This window comes from Spiroplasma endosymbiont of Tricholauxania praeusta (assembly GCF_964019535.1).
Lineage (GTDB): Bacteria > Bacillota_I > Bacilli_A > Mycoplasmatales > VBWQ01 > Spiroplasma_E > Spiroplasma_E ixodetis_A.
In genome coordinates this window covers 1,472,804-1,495,235 of record NZ_OZ026450.1, presented here as the reverse complement: position 1 = coordinate 1,495,235, position 22,432 = coordinate 1,472,804, and the positions used below count along the sequence as shown (strand labels likewise).

25 protein-coding genes are annotated in these 22,432 nt (G+C 23.5%); 19 read left to right on the top strand and 6 right to left on the bottom strand.

Translation table 4 applies throughout. From position 1 onward, the window contains the following. Nucleotides 1–278: 278 nt before the first annotated feature. The 11 genes from rpmH to AACK96_RS08330 all read left to right on the top strand — a co-directional run bounded on the left by rpmH (nt 279) and on the right by AACK96_RS08330 (nt 8,164). Nucleotides 279–413, top strand: coding sequence for a 50S ribosomal protein L34 (rpmH, locus tag AACK96_RS08380; RefSeq protein WP_174481423.1), 135 nt, complete (start codon nt 279–281; stop codon nt 411–413). Between the two features lie 29 nt (nt 414–442). Continuing rightward, nucleotides 443–772: a ribonuclease P protein component gene (rnpA, locus tag AACK96_RS08375; protein ID WP_338974344.1), complete on the top strand. Its 330-nt coding sequence runs from the start codon at nt 443–445 to the stop codon at nt 770–772. A 13-nt stretch (nt 773–785) separates the two neighbouring features. Next, nucleotides 786–1,967, top strand: coding sequence for a membrane protein insertase YidC (gene yidC, locus AACK96_RS08370; RefSeq protein WP_338974343.1), 1,182 nt, complete (start codon nt 786–788; stop codon nt 1,965–1,967). Between the two features lie 25 nt (nt 1,968–1,992). Then, a complete protein-coding gene (locus AACK96_RS08365; RefSeq protein ID WP_338974342.1) occupies nt 1,993–2,586 on the top strand; it encodes a protein jag in 594 nt (197 codons plus the stop codon). Nucleotides 2,587–2,636: 50 nt separating this feature from the next. Next, on the top strand, nt 2,637–3,992 hold the full coding sequence (gene mnmE, locus AACK96_RS08360; RefSeq protein ID WP_338974341.1) for a tRNA uridine-5-carboxymethylaminomethyl(34) synthesis GTPase MnmE: 1,356 nt from the start codon (nt 2,637–2,639) through the stop codon (nt 3,990–3,992). 17 nt (nt 3,993–4,009) lie between these two features. Beyond that, complete coding sequence (locus AACK96_RS08355; protein ID WP_174481418.1) at nt 4,010–4,855, top strand: TatD family hydrolase; 846 nt, start codon at nt 4,010–4,012, stop codon at nt 4,853–4,855. Next, nucleotides 4,830–5,411 carry a DJ-1 family glyoxalase III gene (locus AACK96_RS08350; protein WP_338974340.1) on the top strand — a complete coding sequence of 194 codons (582 nt, stop codon included), beginning with the start codon at nt 4,830–4,832 and terminating at the stop codon, nt 5,409–5,411. The genes AACK96_RS08355 and AACK96_RS08350 overlap by 26 nt, the downstream gene beginning before the upstream one ends. 204 nt (nt 5,412–5,615) lie before the next feature. Continuing rightward, complete coding sequence (locus AACK96_RS08345) at nt 5,616–6,365, top strand: hypothetical protein (protein WP_338974338.1); 750 nt, start codon at nt 5,616–5,618, stop codon at nt 6,363–6,365. 68 nt (nt 6,366–6,433) lie between these two features. Continuing rightward, complete coding sequence (locus AACK96_RS08340; RefSeq protein WP_338974336.1) at nt 6,434–7,033, top strand: hypothetical protein; 600 nt, start codon at nt 6,434–6,436, stop codon at nt 7,031–7,033. A gap of 514 nt (nt 7,034–7,547) precedes the next feature. Next, complete coding sequence (locus AACK96_RS08335; RefSeq protein ID WP_252320948.1) at nt 7,548–7,868, top strand: hypothetical protein; 321 nt, start codon at nt 7,548–7,550, stop codon at nt 7,866–7,868. A 167-nt stretch (nt 7,869–8,035) separates the two neighbouring features. Then, entirely contained in the window at nt 8,036–8,164 is a 129-nt protein-coding gene (locus AACK96_RS08330; protein ID WP_338974334.1) for a hypothetical protein, read from the top strand. Nucleotides 8,165–8,182: 18 nt separating this feature from the next. Here AACK96_RS08330 and AACK96_RS08325 read toward each other — a convergent pair whose 3' ends face one another. The 4 genes from AACK96_RS08325 to AACK96_RS08310 form a co-directional block, all read right to left on the bottom strand. Next, nucleotides 8,183–8,362, bottom strand: a complete 180-nt coding sequence (locus AACK96_RS08325) for a hypothetical protein (protein WP_338974332.1) — start codon at nt 8,360–8,362, stop codon at nt 8,183–8,185. Between the two features lie 200 nt (nt 8,363–8,562). After that, the gene (locus tag AACK96_RS08320; protein WP_338974330.1) at nt 8,563–9,270 is read right to left on the bottom strand and encodes a hypothetical protein; all 708 of its coding nucleotides are present in this window, start codon (nt 9,268–9,270) and stop codon (nt 8,563–8,565) included. A gap of 240 nt (nt 9,271–9,510) precedes the next feature. Beyond that, complete coding sequence (locus AACK96_RS08315; RefSeq protein ID WP_338974328.1) at nt 9,511–10,749, bottom strand: rod shape-determining protein; 1,239 nt, start codon at nt 10,747–10,749, stop codon at nt 9,511–9,513. A 30-nt stretch (nt 10,750–10,779) separates the two neighbouring features. Continuing rightward, nucleotides 10,780–11,919: a rod shape-determining protein gene (locus AACK96_RS08310; protein ID WP_338974326.1), complete on the bottom strand. Its 1,140-nt coding sequence runs from the start codon at nt 11,917–11,919 to the stop codon at nt 10,780–10,782. Nucleotides 11,920–12,097: 178 nt separating this feature from the next. Between AACK96_RS08310 and rsmA the strand changes: the two genes are divergently transcribed. The 3 genes from rsmA (at nt 12,098) to pth (ending at nt 14,799) form a co-directional block, all read left to right on the top strand. Next, nucleotides 12,098–12,943, top strand: a complete 846-nt coding sequence (rsmA, locus tag AACK96_RS08305; RefSeq protein ID WP_338974324.1) for a 16S rRNA (adenine(1518)-N(6)/adenine(1519)-N(6))-dimethyltransferase RsmA — start codon at nt 12,098–12,100, stop codon at nt 12,941–12,943. A 263-nt stretch (nt 12,944–13,206) separates the two neighbouring features. Next, on the top strand, nt 13,207–14,214 hold the full coding sequence (locus tag AACK96_RS08300) for a ribose-phosphate diphosphokinase (protein ID WP_286641660.1): 1,008 nt from the start codon (nt 13,207–13,209) through the stop codon (nt 14,212–14,214). A gap of 21 nt (nt 14,215–14,235) precedes the next feature. After that, nucleotides 14,236–14,799 carry an aminoacyl-tRNA hydrolase gene (pth, locus tag AACK96_RS08295; RefSeq protein WP_338974322.1) on the top strand — a complete coding sequence of 188 codons (564 nt, stop codon included), beginning with the start codon at nt 14,236–14,238 and terminating at the stop codon, nt 14,797–14,799. Between the two features lie 19 nt (nt 14,800–14,818). On the opposite strand, the gene AACK96_RS08290 is transcribed toward pth, so the two are convergent. After that, the gene (locus AACK96_RS08290; protein ID WP_252320612.1) at nt 14,819–15,076 is read right to left on the bottom strand and encodes a hypothetical protein; all 258 of its coding nucleotides are present in this window, start codon (nt 15,074–15,076) and stop codon (nt 14,819–14,821) included. Nucleotides 15,077–15,195: 119 nt separating this feature from the next. Between AACK96_RS08290 and AACK96_RS08285 the strand changes: the two genes are divergently transcribed. The 5 genes from AACK96_RS08285 (at nt 15,196) to AACK96_RS08265 (ending at nt 21,672) form a co-directional block, all read left to right on the top strand. Further along, nucleotides 15,196–16,758, top strand: a complete 1,563-nt coding sequence (locus tag AACK96_RS08285) for an adenylosuccinate synthase (RefSeq protein WP_338974320.1) — start codon at nt 15,196–15,198, stop codon at nt 16,756–16,758. 2 nt (nt 16,759–16,760) lie between these two features. After that, nucleotides 16,761–18,062, top strand: coding sequence for an adenylosuccinate lyase (purB, locus tag AACK96_RS08280; protein ID WP_338961450.1), 1,302 nt, complete (start codon nt 16,761–16,763; stop codon nt 18,060–18,062). 138 nt (nt 18,063–18,200) lie between these two features. Next, complete coding sequence (locus AACK96_RS08275) at nt 18,201–18,851, top strand: hypothetical protein (protein WP_338974318.1); 651 nt, start codon at nt 18,201–18,203, stop codon at nt 18,849–18,851. 208 nt (nt 18,852–19,059) lie between these two features. After that, the gene (metG, locus tag AACK96_RS08270) at nt 19,060–20,643 is read left to right on the top strand and encodes a methionine--tRNA ligase (protein WP_338974316.1); all 1,584 of its coding nucleotides are present in this window, start codon (nt 19,060–19,062) and stop codon (nt 20,641–20,643) included. A gap of 21 nt (nt 20,644–20,664) precedes the next feature. Next, on the top strand, nt 20,665–21,672 hold the full coding sequence (locus AACK96_RS08265) for a glycosyltransferase (RefSeq protein ID WP_338974314.1): 1,008 nt from the start codon (nt 20,665–20,667) through the stop codon (nt 21,670–21,672). A gap of 221 nt (nt 21,673–21,893) precedes the next feature. On the opposite strand, the gene AACK96_RS08260 is transcribed toward AACK96_RS08265, so the two are convergent. Continuing rightward, a complete protein-coding gene (locus AACK96_RS08260) occupies nt 21,894–22,415 on the bottom strand; it encodes a ferritin-like domain-containing protein (RefSeq protein ID WP_174481292.1) in 522 nt (173 codons plus the stop codon). Between the last annotated feature and the right edge of the window lie 17 nt (nt 22,416–22,432).

Here is a 22,432-nt window from a genome sequence, read left to right as displayed (position 1 = left end):
TTTAAAAACCTCTTTAATTAATATAATTATTGTGGATAAATTGTGGATTAATGTTGATAACTTTTTTATAATTATAATCTGTATTATACTTTTATTATACTTTTAAAAAAATAAAAAAAATATTATTTATTATTTAATATTATAAATGATTTATTTTTTTTGTTAAACTAATATTGTTTTTATTAAAAATAAACAGAATAATTTGTTAAGATATAAAAATTATGTTAGAATACTCTTAATGATTTTTTATTAGAATTTTTAAAAAAAAGGAGAAAAAAATGAAACCGACATATCAACCAAGTAAGAGAAAACATCAAAAAACTCATGGTTTTTTTGCAAGAATGAAATCTGCAACAGGGATTAATGTTATTAAAAGAAGACGTCAAAGAGGACGTAAAAAATTAACAGCATAGTTTAAAAAATAAAATAAGGTGAACAAAATATGGAAAAAAAATACCGCCTTTTGAAAAATCATCATTTTAAATATTTAATTAATGAAGGAAAAAGTATTTCAAATAGTCAATTTTTTATCTATTATATGAATAGAGTAGATTTTGAGGCTATACGAGTAGGCGTATCAGTAGGAAAAAAACTAGTTCGTTTTGCTTTTGCACGTAATAAGATTAAACGTCAAGTACGAGGAATGTTAGTAGATATTAAAAAAGATTGACCAGTAGATATAGTAATTATGATTAGAAAAAATTATTTATCTAATACATATGAAGAAAATCTTAGTTCTTTATTACATCTTTTAATGAAAATCCCATTATAGGAGAGTAAATTTAATGCAATATAAAAAGTTTTTATTTCCTGAACAACAGAAAAAAAACGTTTGATTAAAAATAACATGAAAATGAACTAAAATTATTTTAGGAACTTTTTTATTGATGTCAACACTTTGAGGTTGTGGTCAGACTATGGGTGATCCTAATGTTGCAACTAGTGATGTTATTTCAGCTTATGATTTTCAAAGATATAATGTAGCTGCTGTTTTTTTTGAATTACTTATTGGTAACAGTGATGTAGCAAAAAATCACATTTTTCATTTTAATGGTAATAATATTTATGAATATGGATTTACAGGGATTAGAACATGAAGTGAAGCTTGAACGCAAACTAAATCACCGTTCTTTGGAATGTTTGTTTATCCAATCGCTTGAATCTTAGTTAGTATTTCTGCTGGATTAAGTGGTGGAGTTGATGTAAATTCAAAATACTGATCAGTAAGTGTTATTTTTGCTATTATTTTTACAACGTTAATTATTAAACTTATTACATTAGTATTTACTTTTAAAGCCCAACAAAATCAGGAAAAAATGCAATCAGTGCAAATGAAAACTTCCGAAATTCAAGCCAAATATAAACATTCACGTGATCCAAGTGCAAAACAAAAACAACAAATGGAATTAATGGCTATTTATAAAAAAGAAGGAATAAATCCAATAGCTGCTTTTATTCCAATGTTTTTATCACTTCCTTTCTTAACAGCTATGTTTACTGTTATGAAATCAACTAATTTATTAAAAAATACTGTTGTTGGTGCTATTAGTTTAGTTGAACAACCATGAACTATGGTTACTCATGGCCAATTTATGTATTTAATAATTATTGTTATATATATACCAACACAATTAGTTTCTATGTTATTACCGATGTTTTTAAATCGTTCACGACAGAAGATTAAAACTAAAGAAGCAAAAGCTGCATTAAAAAAACAAGTTATTATTCAAAGCGTTATGATTTTTATGTTTTTATTCTATGTATGTGTTGCTCCTTCAGGATTAGGCATTTATTGAATTATTTCTGGAATATTACAAATATTTCAAACTCTTGGTTTTCATTACTATAATAAACATAAACGTAGTCGTTATAAAAAAAATGGTACAATTAGTACACCATTTTCAAGTAAGATTAAAAAGATATTTACAAAATCTGAAATAGTTGTTCAACCTAAAAAAAATAAGTAATTTATTATAATGTGGAGAAAAAAAGATGGAAATTAAATCATTTAAAAAAAATATTGATTTAGAAAAAACTATCAAAAATTTGCCCTCCAAAACATTTTATATAAAATTAGGTATAGAAAAACGTTTATTTAAAACTATTACTAAAATTTTTATTTTTAATGAAAATGATGTTAAAAATTATTTGAATGATAAATGACATGATTTATTGGAACTTTTTAATATAAAAAATTATCAAGAAGAAATAATATTAAATGGTAATAAATTTTATATTAATATTAATTGTAAGAATAAAAATTCAATTTTAATTGGCAAAAAAGGTTATACAATTAGTGCTTTACAAAATTTACTTATTACTTATTTAGAAATAAAATTTAAAAGAAACTATCAAATAGTAATAAATGTTAATAATTATTTAAATATTCAAAAACAAAATTTTAAAATTAGAATATATGAAATTATAAAAAAAATAAGAATAAGTAAAGAAATGTTTCATTTTGAATCAATGCCTAATAACCAAAGAAAAATTATACATGAAATAGTTAAAAATATTGAAGGAATATCAAGTTTTTCTGAAGGTATAGGTTATAACCGACATGTAGTAATTAGATTGGAAAATTAGAGTAATCTAAGATTTTAAATCTTAGATTGTTTAAATGAAAAGAGGAAAAAATGTTAAATGATACTATTACTGCAATTGCAACCGCACCTTTAAATCAAGCAATCAGTATTATTAGAATTTCAGGAAAAGATACTTATGAGTTATTAAATAAGGTTTTTGATAAAGATATTTTAAATCAGAAAGGTCACACTTTAATAACAGGATATATTATTGATCATAATAAGAATAAAATTGATCAAGTTGTTTTGGCATGTTATCGCGCTCCCAAATCTTTTACAGGTGAAGATACAATTGAAATTAATTGTCATGGCGGAGTGTTAATAACACAAAAAATTTTGCAATTATTACTATCTACAGGTATGAGAATGGCAACAAGAGGAGAATTTACGAGAAGAGCTTATTTAAATGATAAAATTGATCTAATTGAAGCAGAAGCTATTAATGATTTAATTATGGCTGAAAATAATACTATTTTAAAAACCGCTATTAATAGTTTAAGTAGTAAAACAAGAGTACTAATTGATGAATTATCTTCAGAATTACTAACTTTAATTGCTAATATAACAGTTAATATTGATTATCCTGAATACGATGGAGTTGAGGAAAAAACAATTAATAATGTTATTCCTTTAGTTGAAAAATTTTTAAATAAAATAAAAGTTATTAAAGAACATAGTAAAATTACTAAAACTATAAAAGAAGGAATTAATACAGTTATTATTGGAAAACCTAATGTTGGAAAATCTTCCCTATTAAATGTGCTTTTAAATGAAGATAAAGCTATTGTTTCTAATGAAGAAGGAACAACAAGAGATCTGGTAGAAGGCAAAATTAATTTGGGTGATATTAGTTTAAATTTAATTGATACAGCAGGTATACGTCATACTTTAAATGATATCGAAAAAGCAGGTATTGATAAATCACATAAGGCTTTAAATGAAGCAGATTTAATAATATTAGTACTTGATGGTTCAAAAGATTTAAGTGTTGAGGATAAACAATTATTAGAAAAAATAAAACATAAAAATTACCTTATTGCTATTAATAAAACGGATTTAAGGTTAAAATTAAAATTAGACATTAAAAATAATTTTAATGTGGTAAAAGTTAGTGCAATAATGGGCGAAATTGAAAATCTAATTTTAGGAATAAAAAATAAAATTATAACTACTGAAATTAATTTTGATAAAGAATTACTTTTTGCGAATACAAGACAATTAGCATATTTGGATGAAATTGAACTTAGTATTTCAGAAGCATTAAAAGATTTAAAAAAGAATATTTCGATAGACTTAATTATTGTTCACTTACAAACTGCATGAAATAAGATTTTAGAAATGCAAGGTAAAAAATTTGAAACCGATTTATTAGATGAAATTTTTAAAAGATTTTGTTTAGGAAAATAAAAGGGAAGGTAAAATATATGGCTAATAATGGAATTTTTGATACTCATTGTCATTTAATGTCAAAACATTATGATGAAACAGAAATATTAAAATTATTAACTGATGCTTATTCAGCAGGTGATAGCATTGGTAGTATTTGTAATGTTGGTTTTGACTTAAATACTAGTAAGCAAGCTGTTAGTCAAATTTATGAATTTGAGAGTGAAGAAAAAATTCCTAATCTTTATGCAGCTGTAGGTATTCATCCAACAGAAGTAAATACTTGCGATAGTAATACTATTTCAGAATTGAAAAAATTAATAGCAACCGGTAAAGTAGTTGCTATTGGTGAAATTGGATTAGATTATTATCATAAATTTACAGAACCACAATTGCAAAAAAAATGATTTATTGAACAATTAAAATTAGCTAAAGAACATAAATTACCTGTATTATTACATATTCGTAATGCTTTTGAAGATGCTTTTGAAATTATTAAAAAAGAAAATATTACTAATGGTGTTCTTCATTGTTTTACAGGAACAAAAGTAATAGCTGAAAAATTTATAAAACAAGGTTTTTATATTTCTTTTGCAGGTAATGTGACATATAAAAATGCTTTGAAGTTACAAGAGGTGGCAAAAAATATACCAATTAATAAAATATTAGTTGAAACAGATGCGCCATATTTAACTCCTGAACCAAAAAGAGGCAAAAATCCCAAAAATGGATTAACAATTAATCATCCAGAAAATATAATATTTACAGTTAATAAAATAGCTGAATTAAAGAAGATCCCAAAACAAAGTATTATTAATGCAACTAGGGAAAATGCTATTAATGTTTTTAAATTAAATAATGAATTGAAAAGAAATAATGAGTAATAATGAGAAGTTTAAAGTAGCTATTTTTTTAGCAACAGGCTATGAAATGGGTGAAGTAATAATTACTATTGATCTATTAAGAAGGGCTAATATTGTTATTGATTTAGTAAGTATTGAAAATGACTTAAAAATCAAATCAAGTCATAATGTTTTTATTTTATGTGAAAAGAAAATCAGTGATATTGATTTGTTAAGTTATAAGATGCTAATTTTACCGGGTGGTAAAGTTGGAGTAGAAAACTTAAGCAAAAATGAATTATTAAAATCAATATTAGTTATTTTTGCTAAAGATAGTAATAAGTTTATTGCTGCTATTTGTGCAGCACCCCAAATTTTAGGTCAATTAAATTTAATAGATAACAAAAAAATTACGCATTATCCAGGCACTAATATTGGTTTAAATAAAAGTATTATTTTAGATGAAAAAGTAGTAGTTGATAATAATATTATAACTGGAAAATCAATTGGTGCTGCATTTGAATTTGGTTTAAAGTTAATTGAAGTTTTAGAAAGTAAAGAAATTTCTGAACAAATTAAAAAACAATTAGTTTTTTAATTTTTATTTTTTTATATAAAGTTAAAGTTATTACTTTTAAAATAGTTAATCGTCTATACTTTTATACAGTTAAAATAATAATTTTAAATATAAAAAAATACATTTTAATCAATAAAAAATATTGTTGACATTTAAAAATGTATTTTTTTAATTTTTTTTAAAATAATAATATAATAAGTGTATAAAAAGGGGTTTTTTATAAAAATGAAAAAATGATTAAATATTTTAGGAACGATTGCATTTACAACAGTAAGTACAACAGCAATAGTTGCTTGTAAAACATCAGAAAGTATTTTAAGTAAATCATTTGCTTCTAGTTATAATGTTGATGACTTTAGTAATTTAGAAGGTTTTGGTATTAAATATAACGAAGAAAATAATACATATGATTTTGTTTGATCAAAATTAACAGTAGATTTAGCAACAATTATAGTACCAATTAATAATACAGTTCCAGTTCAAAAAATTTCCAAAGATAAAAATATTGAAGTTAAAGAAAATGAATTAGTAGCAATATATTCTGCAGAAGATCAACAAGGTTTAATTATTGGTTCAGAAAATTTTATTACAATTAAAATTAAATTAAATTTATATAAAGGAGTAAAAGAAGAAACAAATAAAGTTGAACTAGTAGATCAAGCAGTAGAATACGATGTTTCATTAAATTTATTTGTTAAACAAAACTTAAAATTTTTAACAACTCCAACTGTAAATTGTAAAGCAGATATTGCTAAATTTAAAACTATTTTAGTAAAAGAATTAAAAAAACAAAATGGTTTTTCAAAATTAGATATTAATATGATTAATATTGTAAAAGTAGATGGTGATCCTTTAACTACAGAAGATTTAAAAGAACATGATACACATGTTAAATTAACATTAACAGACGAGGGAAAAAATCATTTTATTGGTGAAAATAATGATTTAAAAGTTAATTGAGTTCCAGAAGTTTAACAAGATAAATTATGGAATATTTATAAAAATAAAAATGTAATATTTTAATTTATGAAAGGAAAATATATATGAAAACTTTAGTAACATTATTAGGAACGATTGGTTTAGCATTTACAAATGCAAATAATTTTTTAAATATAAATAATAGTCCAAAAGAAGTTAAAGAAATAACTTATGAATTTAGTGAAAATAAAAAAGATATTGTTCATAGCTATAAAACATCAGCATTATCAAATCCAGCTTATGAAAGTTGAGATTTTGTAGTTTCTACAGGTTTAAAATCTTTTCAAAAACCAAAATCTATTAGAATATTAGAATGATTTTTAAATAATGGTTCAGATAAAATAGATTGAGGTTCAGAACATTATGATGTATTTTCTGTTTCTTTAAAAATAATGGGAAAAGAAATTAATAAAATTAATGAGGGAAAAATTACGAATGAAGAAGTAGCATATAATAGCATGAATTTTTCATTTAAAGAATCGTATCACGATTTTTTAGCAACTGCTGAAGTTGTTAGAGGTATAACTACTGCATTATTTTTTGATAATCTTGATTGACACATTCAATTTTTATTTCCTGCAAGATTAACAGCCGATATGGCATTTTCTAATGTCTATTTAACTAGAAGTTTAGGGTATGGATTGAAATTTGCAATAGATTATTAATTAAATATTTAAAATAAAGTTATAATATAAAATTATTAAAGCAGATTGTAATTTGAAGTGTAAAACTTTAAATTACAATCTGATTTTAGTTAGAAAAAAGTTTTTATATTATTTATTTTTTTATAAGCAGCGGCTACTATTTTTATAGTATTCTTTTAAAGATTTTAAAAAAAATAATAATATTAACTTGTTAAATTATTAATTTAGATGAAAAAGTAGTAGTTTATAATATTATTATCAATTGGTAGTATTTTAAGTTTGTGTTTTTTATTTATAATAATAAACTAATATATATGTTTTAAAGACAATTACATTATAAAAATATACAATTTGATTTTTATGTTTTAATAAATTATTTACTTTAATTTTTTTTGAATCTGATTTTTAAACAAAATATTTATTTTTTGCATTAGATTATCTTTCTCCTATAACTTTCTCCTATAAGTAGTATAATAATATTATAACATTTTATATTAAACTTTTATATAAAGTAAAAAAAGGAATAGTGAAAAAAATGATAAATAATAATAATTTTATTAAAATAGGTTTAATAATTGGAATGATTATGTCAATAATATTACTTATTAGTTGTATTATTTATGGAATATTTACATTTTTTAATTATTTTTCACTAGTTATTATTTTAATAATTATTTATGGACTATTTCAAGTGATTCCCTTTTTACTTTGTTTAAATAATTATTTTATTGAAGAAAAATGATTATTTTTAACAGGTTTATTTAGTTTAACAACATTTGTTATTCCTGGAGTTTTAATTTTAATTGGTTATTTTGTTAGACAAAAGAAATTAATAAAACTTATTAATAATAATTAATTTGTAAAAAAAAATAAATATTATTTTATTTTTAGGTTATTATTTTATATAATTTTCCTTTATTAATATTGCTTCATGTTTCTCTATATAATAGACTTCTTGTGGATAGTTATTTATTAAAATTTGATTTTTAAAATATGATTAAAATTAAAAAAGATAGGAAATCTATGATATTTGATAAATTAAAAACTATTAAAAATACAAGATTATTAAGATTAACTGGTATAAATAATATTATTTTTAATAAAATTCTAGGAATTTTAAAAACAGAAGAATTAAAAAAGTTTATTAATTAAAATATTTTATGGAAAAATTTATAAACAAGTTGGTAATTTTTTAATAAAAAAATCATTTAATAATTCTCAATTTCACCCTCTTCCAGATTGTGGCGTTAATAATCATTCAGCAAAGGCTTCGGCAAAAAATTCACCTTTTTTATAAGGTTTTGCTTGGCTTCAAAACATACGACCATAATTACTTTGCACAATAATCATTGTGGGAATACTAATCTTTTTTGATAATCACTACTATTAATATTAACTTTATCATTTAAATAATTCATTAATAATTTACTACAATCAGAAATTGGCGCCCTCATCACGTGATTTTCTGCTCTTCAAACAGATGAATAATCATTATTAATTTTAAAAATATTTTTATTAAGTAAATAATTTTCGATTTTATTATTTTTAGGCTAATTTCAATTGTTATTAAACGTACTACGTTCATCATCCGTTAATGATAAAAAATTATCGAAAGCATGACCATATTCATGAGTACTAACACTAATTATGTTATTAGTTGCTCATCAACCCGCTTGATAGTTTGCGCTAATTTCTTTAGTATTAACAAAATCTGGACCATAAATTTGACGTTGACTATTAATTAGATAAGAATATTGATTATAAGCAACGACGTTTTTATTTGATATTGGTGCTTGAGTAACACTTTGCATTAAACGTAAAATATTATTTTTACCATATACTCTTGCCATAATATTATAAAAACGTAATTGTTCTTTTTTTGCTGTTTCAGTAGCAAGTTGACTTAAACCAACATCTTTATATAATTTTTCTCAATCAACATTACTGTTTTGAGTTCCTAGTCGTGTATTAGTTAAATCATGTGCTAATTGATTAAAATCAAGAAAAGGTAATGGTTTACTAGCATTATCATAAAAACTATTAAATTCATTATTTGCCATTTGACTAGCTGGGTTTTTAATTTTTCGTTCATTCTCTTTAATAAAACTAGTCATTTCTGATGATCAACGATAACGTAATAAACTAAGATAATAATCGCGATTATAATTAACTTGGCAACTTCAAACAATAATTCAAGCAAGTAAACCAGTAACCAATAAAACTATGAAAATTATAAAAAATTTACGATATTTTTTCATAAAATCTCCTTTTAAAAAAATTATTATTAATAATTTCAATTCCTTATTTAAATTAATAATCATAGAAAGAAAAAAATGTACCTTCTAGAAATTTTATATTTTTGTTTGCTTTTTTTGAAATTGATAACTAAATCATTACCATTATTTTTTCATTTCATTTTGAATAGTAATTTATTATTTATATAAGTAAAAAATGCACTTCTATAAATTTTAAAAGTGCATTTTATTTAAACTTATTTTTTATCCTAAATCTTCATCTTTTGTTAGAATTTCGCGGTTAGGATTTTGTTCAGCTATTAATTGTTTGTAAATTGTATCACGATATTTTACACAACCATCAATAACATTATCTAAAGGATTTTGAGCAACACGTACTTCAAAAATATCTCCCTCATATTTTTGACGAATTGGTTTTGTACCTTTTTCAGCTTTAACTTCGATGAAATATTCCTTAGCCAATTCTTCTTTAATAAATTCATCAATTTTTTTAATGTAAGCTCCACCACCACAAATTGTGATTCCCTTACCTTTTTTCTTTAAGTCACTAACACTACCAGCAGCTTTTTCCCCAGAAGTTCTTAGTACTCTACGAATTGATGGAATAACATGTTCTCTAAATTGAACTTGCATTACATTTTCACGAATTTCTTCTGGTGTAATTTCAATAGTTTTAGAAATTGACATTGTTTCTCCTGGCTGAGAGTCTAATCTAGGTAATGAAACACCTGAAATAGTATATGGTTTTTCATCTTGATATTTCATAAGTGAACCGATGTTCTTTTTAACATCTTCTGCTTCTTTAGTACCAATTTTTAAAGCATGCTTTTTAGCTATGTATTCTTGAATTTTTTGTGTTAAATAGTCTCCAGCACAATGTGTTGTATATGAATATAGGATTGAATCGTTGCTAAGTACGGCAATATCAGTACTTCCCCCACCAATATCAACACACATAATTGCAGTTCCAAAAATATCTTGGCCTGAACCTAATGCTGCCATTTTAACTTCTTCTTGAACAAATCCACGAAGTGCTCCTAAACGATGAACTATATTTTCTAATGCTTCTCTTTGTACTGAATTAATTTCACTTGGTGTTGCCATTAAAACAATTAAATTAGGGTTTTTATCAGCTTGTTTTGAATCTTTAATTTCAAGTCTAAAATCTTGAAAAATTTTAGCAAGGATACGTTGTAAAGCATCTGGATCAGCAATATTACCATCACGAACTGGACGCTTAATAACAACATTTTCATTTGTTTTATCAATTAAAGCTTTAGCTTCTTCACCATAAAGAATAACATTTTTTTCATAGTCTTCAGCAAGATAAGTTGGAGCATCATATGTAAGTCCAATGTTAACATACCTTGCTTTAAAGTTTTCTGTTCCAACATCTAAAGCTAATCATTGGTAGTCATTAATAGACTTAATATTACTTTTTTTATTTAAGTTTTCTTTGGGTTTTTTATCAAATAATCCCATTTTTTTTCCTCCTTCTACACACCTGGAATTTTAATTACTTGGTCTAATGAATCCTTTTTCATATACATCTTGTTTATGAGTTTCATAGGCTTGAGTCCCTCTAATTACACATTCTCTTGGATTATTAGCAGATACCACATGTTCTAAATTTAGTCGTTTGTTTAGATAAGTTGTAATATTTTCAAGCAAAGCACCCCCACCAGTGATAGTTAAACCGTCTTTCATAATCATTTCTGAAAAGGCAGGTCCAGCTTTATCAATAATGTCACTACATAGTGCAACAATTGGTTCAAAGGCTTCAGTAACTACTCTAGCTACTTCTTGCTTAGGAACTGTAATTTGTTCAGGTTTTTTAGTTTTAGTACTTTTTCCATGGATAGTAATTTTATTTTCACTATCTTTTTCACCATCTATTCAAATACCAGCACTAATTTTTGTTTTTTCAGCCTCCATTGAGCTAAGAGATATATAGTGCATTTTTTCAAAATGTTCTTTAATACTACGTTCAATAGCATTTCCAGCAATTGGAATTGAATCTTGAACAATAACTTCTCCACTTGATAAAATGGCACAGTCAGAAGTTCCACCACCAATATCAAGAATAAATACTCCTGAAGCATCTCAAAGTGCTTCCCCAGCACCAATAGCTGCCAATTTTACTTCAGGAACAATAACAACTTTTTCAGCTTTCATTACGCTTTCATTACTTGCATTATATCTATTGGGAAATTTATCACTATAAATTGGAATTTTAGCTATTTTTTTTCCTTGTAGAATTTCACGTAAAACAGTTCTATCTAATTTATAAACCTTAGATGGAATAGCTACAAGTGCTACTGAATTTTCTCAAATTTTTTCAGCTTTCACATCAATAATTTGTGTAAAAATTTCAGTTAATAAAGCAATCAAAGCATTATTGTCACTAATAACGCCATTAGCCATTGGTTCTCTGAAAATTTTATTCGCTGGAGTTTTTTCTTTCATTAATAAAGCGGCTTCACCAATGAATACTTCTCCGTTTTCTGTATCAAATACAATTGCTGATGGTTGACTATAAACAACCCTTCCATTAACTCTGACAATTAAATTTCTTGTTCCTAAATCTAGAGAAACAATATTAACGTCTTGGTTATTGTGTCCGTCATTAGCAACCTCTATTTTTGTTGCCATATAAAAATCATCTCCTTTTCCCACTCAAATTAATATTTATTTATTAAGTTGATATATGTTAATATTACCACATGTAGATTTGCTAGTAGTAAATTTAGCATATATGATTAGTTGGCTAACTATTTATTTAATTATTACTAGTATATAATTAACTAAAAATGTGAATTGGAGAATAATAATGGAAAATCCAAAAAAAATATTGAAAAAATACGACTTACATGCAGTTAAAAAGTTTGGACAAAACTTTTTAATTAATAATAATATAATTGATAAAATTGTTAAAACTAGTAATTTTAAAGATGAAGATGGCATTGTTGAAATTGGAGCGGGCATTGGTCATTTAACTAATAAATTACTCAGCACTGCGCAAAAAGTTGTGACAATTGAAATTGACAAAAAATTAATTCCTGTTTTAGAAAAAGAGTTAAATGAATACAAAAATTTAAAAATTATAAATGATGATTTTTTAAATTTAGATTTAAAAAAAATCATTAATGAAGAATTTGCAATAAATCAAAAAATTCATGTAATTGCAAATTTGCCTTATTATATTACTTCACAAATTGTTTTAAAATTATTAGAAAATATTGAATTATTTGATTCATTTACATTAATGATGCAAAAAGAAGTTGCACAAAGATTTTGTGCTAAACCTAAAACTAAAGTATATAATAATCTTTCTGTTATGTGTCAATTTTATTGTGATGTTAAAATTATTTTTGATGTTAGTCCTAATAATTTTACTCCGATACCTAATGTTACAAGTAGTGTTGTTTATTTTAAAGTAAATCCTAAATTTCAACTTGATGAACCACAATTATTTTGAAAATTTGTAAGAAGTTGTTTTGTTAATAAGAGAAAAACATTAGTTAACAATTTGGGTATTTATTTAAATAGCAAAGAAAAAGCCGTTAATTTAATTAAGGACTTATCTTGATCATTAACAATAAGATCTGAAGAATTAACATTTTCAATGTTTTACCAGTTATTTACTATTATTAATAATAAATACCTTTCAGAATAATTATTAAAATTAATGATATTAGAATGTGGATAATAAGTATATAAAACACCTCAGCAATAATCCTTGTTTATTAATAAACATATTTTTAAATATTTATTATCCGTTAACTATTATAATGATTTTATTTTTTCTTGCAAAAGATATAACTTTTTATTAATTATTTTTAATTAATAGTCTTTAAATTTAATATACTTAAATTGTAATAAACATTGTATAATGAAATTATAATTATAATTTTTTAGAAACATGTAAAGGAGGATTTAATGAATAATGTAGAAAACATTGTAGTTTTTGGTTTAAGTGCTAGTCAAAAATTTACACAAGAAGTTTGTAAAAAACTTAATATTGAACCTGGAAAAGCAGAAATTAGTCGTTTTGCTGATGGTGAATTTAACATTCAATCTATAACATCAGTACGAGGGAAAGTGGTATATATTATCCAATCAACTTCGCCGCCAACTAATGATAATTTAATGGAATTATTAATTTTTGTTGATGCTTTAGTTCGTGCATCTGCTGCTAAAATTCATGTAGTAATTCCTTATTTTGGTTATGCTCGTCAAGATCGAAAACAAGGTGGTAGACAACCTATTACTTGTAAACTTGTTGCAAATTTATTAACTGTTGCGGGTGTTGATCGTGTTATTACTGTTGATTTACATTCACCACAAGAACAAGGATTTTTTGATGTTCCTGTTGATGATTTACGAGCAACTCAAGATTTAGCATCTTATTTAATTGAAGAAAATTTAACTAATTTAGTTGTTGTATCTCCAGATCATGGTGGTGTTACTCGTGCTCGAAGATTAGGCAATTATTTAAGTGTACCTTTGGCAATTATTGATAAAAGAAGAACAACTCCTAATCAAAGTCAAGTTAAGTTTGTATTAGGAGATGTTAAAGAAAAGAATGCTATTATTATTGATGATATGATTGATACAGGTGGTACTATTATTAATGCAGCAAAAGCTATTAAAGAACATGGTGCAAAATCAGTTTATATTTTAGCTACTCATGGTATTTTTAGTGGTCAAGCTTCAAAAAATTTGAAACAAGCTGTTATTGATGGAATTATTAAGGAAGTTGTTATTACTAATACTATTGAAATTTCTGAGGAAAAAAAATTTAATGGCTTAAAAATTATTTCAATTGCTGATTTTATTGCAAAAATGATTGATGCTTCAATTAATAATAAATCATTAACAAAAGTTTATGATGATAAAACAAATGAATTAATAAAAAAAATTAATAATAAAAATAGTAAAAAATAATAAAGAGGAAATTTAAAGTAAATGAAATTAGTTATTGGATTAGGAAACCCAGGTAAAGAGTATGAATTGATACGTCATAATATTGGTTTTATTATTATTGATATGATTTGTGAAACATTACAATTAAAAATTAATCAAACTAAATTTAATGGTCAATATGTTAAAACTGTTGTTAATGGCACTGATGTTATTTTTTTGAAACCATTAACTTTTATGAACTTATCAGGTTTTTGTGTTTCAAATTTTATGAATTATTTTAAAATTAAAATTGAAAACGTGTTAATTATTCACGATGAAGTTGATTTAAATTTTGGTCAATTTCAATACAAACAAAAATTTAGTGCTGCTGGTCATAATGGAATTAAAAGTATTTTTAATCAAATTGGTAGTAAAGATTTTCAAAGATTAAGAATTGGTGTTGGTAAAAATCCTAATTTTAACACGGCTGATTGAGTTTTGAGTAAGTTTAGTAATGATGAGTTAAAGAATATAAAAGATCATAAACAATTTTTTGTAGAAAGCATTAGTAGTTGAATTACTGATAGTAAATTTGAAAATATTATGAATAAATATAATAAAAAATAATTAATATATTATAAAAATATTAAAGAATATTTTCATTTTTATGTTTTCTACATAAGTAAACATAAAGTTGTGTTTCTTTTTCTTTTTTAATTTTTTCTAATTCTTTTTTTATTTCTTCAATTAATAAAATATCATTTTGTGTTTGCTGATATTGATTTATTTCATTTATTTTTTCAAGTTTTGCTTCTAGTAATTTTTGCTTACAAATAGGACAAAGTTTGTCAAAATCATCATTATTATCATTTTGAAAACTGTCATTATCAAAATTTCATTTCATTTTTTAAGTTTCCTTTACTAGTTTATTTTAATAACAATATTTTGATAATCATTATTAAATAATTATATAATTAATTTATAAATTTATAAATACTTTTTTTTGAGTATAAAGGAGACAATATGAAAGCAAAAAAAAATATAATCAAACCAACAATAGAAAAGGCAAAAACTAAAGTTGAACAACTTAATAAAACTATTAAACCAAAAGTTAAAGATGTAAAAAAAGCAACTAAAGTAAAAACGCAATCAATAAAAACTGACACTGTTAAGCCAATCATTAATAAGATGAAAGTAGATTTTGAAAAATCAAAACATATAATAAAAGAAGAAAATCAAAAAATTACTAATAAAATTGTTAATACTAAAAATATTTTAATATCAAAAATTGATCAACCAAAACCATTTAAAACTACTGCTATTATTGGTTGTCAATGAGGTGATGAAGGAAAAGGTAAAATAACTGACTATTATAGTCAAAATTCTGATGTTATTGTTCGTTGAAGTGGTGGTGATAATGCCGGACATACAATTGTTTTTGAACATCAAAAATATAAATTAAGTATTATTCCTTCTGGTATCTTTAATAAAGATTCATATTGTGTTATTGCTAATGGTTGTGTTGTTAATCCAGAAAAATTAGTTTCTGAAATTGAATATTTAAAAGCTGCTGGTTTTAGTTGTCAAAATTTACGAATTTCTGATCGTGCTCATATTATTTTACCTTATCATTTAGCATTTGATGAATATGAAGAAAAAATTAAGGGTGATAAAGCTATTGGAACTACTAAAAAAGGAATTGGACCTTGTTATGCTGATAAAGTTAATCGGATTGGAATTCGAATGGGTGATTTATTAGATAAGGATCGGCTATTAGAATTGATTACTGATAATTTGTTAATTAAAAATAAAATATTAAAAAATGTTTATGGATATGAAAAAGAATTTAATGCGCAAACAATATATAATCGTTTATTAGAATTATTACCATACTTTAAAGATTTAATTATTGATACTGGTCAATTTTTAAATGAACAATTAGTTAGAAATAAAAAGATATTATTTGAAGGAGCACAAGGTACTTTATTAGATTTAGATCATGGTACATATCCTTTTGTAACATCTTCTAATCCAAGTGCTAGTTCAATTGCTATTGGTTCAGGTATTTCTTTAAAAGCAATTAACGAAATTATTGGTGTAACTAAAGCATACAGTACAAGAGTTGGTGCTGGTGCATTTCCTAGTGAAGTTTTTGGTAAATTAGCAGATTATATTCGTATGACTGGTAATGAATATGGCACAGTTTCAAAAAGACCAAGAAGAATTGGATGATTTGATGCAGTTATTGCTAAGTATAGTGCACAAATTAATGGATTTACTAGTTTAGCTATTATGTTGTTAGACGTGCTTACTGGTATTGAAACATTAAGCATTTGTACGCATTATACTTTAAATGGCGAAATAATTAGATACATACCTTCTCAAATTAATAACTTTAATAAATGTCAACCACATTTTATTACTATGCCTGGCTGAAATGAAGATATTACTAATATTACTAGTTATGATGAATTACCAGAAAATGCTAAAAATTATTTAAAAAAAATTAGTGAGTTGGTGGGTGTTCCAATTAGAATATTTTCTGTTGGTCCAGATCGTAAACAAACTATATTTATTAAGGAGTAAAAATGATTGAACGTTACGAAACAAAAGCAATGACTAATATTTGAAATATGAAAAATCGTTTAAACTTATGAATGAATTTTCAAATTGATGTTTGTGAATCATTACAACATTTAAATATAATTCCTCTTAAAGATTTTCAATTAATTAAAAAAAATGCTAAATTAGATATTGAATTAATGAATAAATTAGAATTAGAAACTAAGCATGATGTAGTTGCTTTTACTAGAATGTTGAGTGCTAACTTAAAAACTGAAAGTCGTTGAATTCATTATGGTTTAACTTCAACTGATATGGTTGATAGTGTCCAAAATCTACAAATAAAATTTTCAAATGAAATTATTGAAAAAGCTTTAATTACTTTACAATTGAAATTAAAAGAATTAGCGTTTAAATATAAAAATCAATTAGTAATTGGTCGCAGTCATGGTATTTTTGGTGAACCAACTTCATTAGGATTAAAATTTGCTTTATGATACGATGAAATAAATAGACAGTTAGTAAGGTTGGAATTAGCAAGAAAACAAGTTGAAGTTATTAAGATTACGGGTGCTATGGGTAATTTTGTTCATATTTCGCCAAAAGTTAGTGAATTTATTGCCAAAAAATGAAAAATGGAAGTTGACAGTTGTGCTACGCAGGTAGTACAACGTGATCGTTTGATTTTTTTAATTACACAATTAAGTTCAATTGCTACAACAATTGAAAAAATAGCTTTAGAAATTCGTTTGAGTCAACGTAGCGAAGTTAATGAACTTTTAGAGGGATTTTCTATTTCACAAAAAGGTTCAAGTTCAATGCCACATAAAAAAAATCCAATTGGTTCTGAAAATATTTGTGGTTTAGCAAGATTAGTTCGAAGTTATAATAGTATAGTATATGAGAATAATTTATTATGGTATGAACGTGATATCTCTCATAGTTCTAATGAACGCATTATGTTACCTGATATTTATCATATATTAGATTTTATTATTAATAGAATGACAAATATTTTAGATAATTTAGTAATTAATACTAGTGCCATGGCAAATAATATTGCTAAAGCTAATGAACTTTATTTTTCACAAGTAGTTTTATTGACTATTATTAAAAATAATCCAAAAATAACACGTGAAATTGCTTATGATTTTATTCAAAAATGCACTTTAGAAGCACAAAATAAAATGATTAATTTTAAAGATGTATTAATAAAGAATAATATTAATCAATATTTAACTAGTGAACAGTTAAATGAATGTTGTAATAATAATATTTTTTTAATAAATGTTGATTATATTTTTAAAAAAGTTTTTAAAGATAAATAATGTTTAATATTAAATTTAATTAGCATTTAATTTATTAATTTTTGTTTTTTTTATTTTATCTAATAATCAATAAATATAAAAGATTAAGAAAATATTGTAATTAGTCACTAGATTATATAAGTTTAAGGAGTGAAAATTATGAAGAAATACAAAATCGATAATAGTTTTCCTTTTATAAATCAACATTTTAATTTTATTACAAGCTATGATGATAATGAAGAACATTTTTATGATGTTTTAGATGATCGATACTTAAAAGATAATGGAGAATTAGATATTAATTTATTAAAAAAGAAAATTAATAAAATAAAAATAATATTATATTATATTAGTAATAAGAAATATAAATGTGAAAAAACATTGCAGTCATATATTAAAAAACAATCTATATTTCTTTCTTATAATATAAATAGTATTAAAAAGTTAGAAATTTTCGAAAAACAAAAAACAAGTAAAATTTTTAAATTTAAGAATAAATTAGTTAAGTTTTTAACTTTTGGTTATTATAATTTTGAAAAAAAACGAATTAACAAAATAGTATGTGAAAAAGTTAATATAAGTAATCAAAAAGAAGAATTGAAAAAGGTTGGATTAAAAATTTTAAAACTTAATAATATTTTAGAAAAAATAGAAAAAGAAAAAAGAAGACAATGAGAAAAAAATGATCTTTTGAGACATTGATATGATTTTGCAATTTCAGGAAAATTACAAAATCAACCATTAATGAGTAATGGTAATCAGTATTTACCAGTAAATAATTATGATAATGAAAAAAGTAGTGTTCTTTAACACGTAAATAGTGATTATCAGTTTTACTTAAATGTTGATATAGATGCTGTTAACTCTGATAATGGTTTTAATAAAAATCAATATCAACAAAAATGTTCCATTTTATAAAAAAATAAAGATTAATAAAATATTATTAATTTAAATAAGTATTACAATAAAAAATACTATTTTAATGTAAAATTATAATTATTAAATTTAGGAGCAAATAATGACAAAAAAATTTTATATTACTACCCCTATTTATTATCCTAGTGCTAAGTTACACTTAGGACATGCTTATACAACAATTATTGCTGATGTTTTAGCTCGCTATAAGAAAATGCAAGGTTATGAAGTATTCTTTTTAACTGGAAGTGATGAACATGGTCAAAAAATTGCTAAAAAGGCGGATGAAAATAAACAAACTCCACAAAAATTTGTTGATGATATTGTTGTTGGGTTTAAGAATTTATGAAAAAACTTAAATATTGATTATGATAAATTTATTAGAACAACTGATAAAAATAATATTTTAAGTGTTCAGAAAATATTCAGCAAATTATTAAAACAAAATGATATTTATTTGGGAAAATATGAAGGCTCATATTGTATTTCTTGTGAAGAATTTTTGACAGATAGCCAAATTAATAAAACTAATAATACATGTAAAATATGTCAAGGTAATATTACTACTTTATCAGAACCATCATATTTTTTAAAATTGGAAAAATATACTAAACAATTATTAAAATATTATGATGAACATCCATTATTTTTATGACCACTTAATCGTAAAACGGAAATGATTAATAATTTTATTACGCCAGGTTTAGAAAATTTAAGTGTTACTAGAACGAGTTTTACTTGAGGGGTACCAGTATTAGAAAATCCAAAACATGTTATTTATGTTTGAATTGATGCATTAAGTAATTATTTAACAGGATTAGGTTATTTACAAGATGATGACATTAATTTTAAAAAATTTTGACTAGATTCAAATTGTGAAATTGTGAATTTAGTTGGTAAAGAAATTAGTCGTTTTCATATGATTTATTGACCAATTTTATTAATGGCATTAAACTTGAGACAACCAAATCGAATTTTGGCTCACGGTTGAATTACTAATGAAGAAGGAAAAATGTCAAAATCAAAAGGTAATGTTATTGATCCTTTAGTACTAGTAAATCGTTATGGTGCAGATGGATTACGGTTTTTTTTAATGAAAGAAATTATTATTGGTCATGATGCAAAATATAGTCATGAATTATTTTTAAATTGTTATAACTCTTATCTTGTTAATGATTTAGGTAATTTGCTTTCGCGAACAGTTACAATGATCATTAAATATTGTGATGGTAAAATTCCCAAAGTTAATTTAAATAAGTTACAACCACAAGCAATAGAAATAATTAAAATTATTAAAAGTACTATTAATGATTTTAATATTGAAATGGATGAGTATCAAATTCATGAAGCAATTAATGTCGTTTTTAAATTAATAACTAGTGGTAATAAATTAATTGATTTAACAAAACCATGAGATTTACATAAAAATAATAAAACTATTGAATTACATAATATTTTAAATTTATTAGCAAATATTTTAATTATTAGTAGTGCTTTATTAAGTCCAATTTTGGTTAATAGTTCATTAAAAATTCATGAACAATTGGGTGTCTTAAAAATTACTAAACCAATAGTCAATATTAACTTGAATGAAGTTTTTAATAAATCTGTTAATAAAAAAGAGTTATTATTTCCAAGATTAAATATCGAAGATGAATTATCATTTTTAAACAATGCATTTAAATAAAATATAAGAGTTATTAAAAAAATGGCAGTTATAGATAATAAATATCCAATTCATTTTGTATGAATTGGAGAAATACCAATTACTGTAAGAAATAATATAATTTATGCGGCTTTATTACATCAACATGAACGTGAAGTTATTTTATGAATTTCTAAAAATGAAAAAAATAGAGAAATTACTGAAAATGAAAAACAACAACATAAGTTACTTAATAATATTAAAATTATTAGTTTAAAAGAAATAGAAAATTTAGAAAATAATGATGTAGTAATATTTGAACAAATATTTAAAAATAATAGATTAGCAATTAAAGAAAAACTAAAATCAGCATCAGATTTTATAAGAATTGTTATATTAAACCAATATGGAGGCATTTATTTAGATGGTGATGTTGAATTAAAACGTTCACTCCCTAGATTTCTTTATGCTTGTTATGGTATTTTATTAAATATTAAAATTAAAAAAAATGATAATTATAAATTATATTTTGATACAGATTTTTATGATGTAATTGTTGTCACAAAACATTCTAAAATTATTAGTAAGGTAATAAATGAATTAAGAGAAGAATTAGATCAAAAAAATAATCCAACATATGATGTAGGAGAATTGGTAAAAATTCAAAAAATTGTTAATTATATAATTGAAAATAATTTTAAAGAAGAAGAAAAAGAAATATTATATGATGCTAATAGTCAGTATATAGGATTAGATTTTTATTCAATGAAAAATAATTTATATTTTTCATTAAAGACTTTTAGAAAAATGGCATTTCCATCAGAATTATTTTCTTCTTTTGATATTGGTTATCAACACGGTTCCAATAATTGAAATGAAATAAATGAAACCGAATATAATAAACAAAGAAGATTACAAAAAATATCAGAAGAGTATGTAAAACAAATAAAAATAATAGAAAACATTTCAATAATGATTACATTTGAAGGTAATTATAGTGAAAAAATAAATTTTTATTTCAAAAGCATTTTCAAAAACTTAAAGAGATTTATAATGAGTATATATGAGTAATAATTAATATTAAAACTGATTTAGGAGAAAATAAGTTAAAAGTTATTGAATGAAGTAATAAAAGTAAAGATGAAATAAATATTGAAGGTGAAAAAAGAGAATACAGTTTAAACTATCAAGCAGAAGAAAATCAAAAAAATACAACAAAATTTTTATAAAAAAATAAAAAATGTATAATTTTTTATACATTTTTGGTGAAAATTAAGAGTTAAATATGAAATTTATTCGGGTTCATAAAATGGAACAATAACTTTTAAAGTATCTGGCTCTTCAGTTTTTAGTAAACGTTTGTCAATTTTATAAAGGTTACTATTAGACATTGCAATTCAATCCAATAAGTCTTTTTCATAAGCAATTTCTTCATAGAAATCAATTAAGAATCAGTCATAAAATTTCGCAGTTAAATTATCATTATTTTCACGAGCACTTTTAACAAGTTTATTAGTAAAATCAAGTAATTCTTCTTTAGTAGATTTTAATTTTTTTAATGCTTCTTCAATGTTTTTTGTAGTAAAAGTTGGAACTTTAATGTCTTTAATTTCAACTTGAGCATCTTGATCCATTAAATAGTTACAAATTTTACGAATATGAACAACAGCATCAGCTGCTTCTACTTGGAAGAAGCGCGCAAACCCAGGATATCCTTTTTGATTTGCATCATTACTTAATTTAAAACTAAGCATTTGATATTTTAGATGTTCACTAATATAATCATTTAGATCATCGTTAATTTTTTTAATCATTAAATACACCTTCTTTC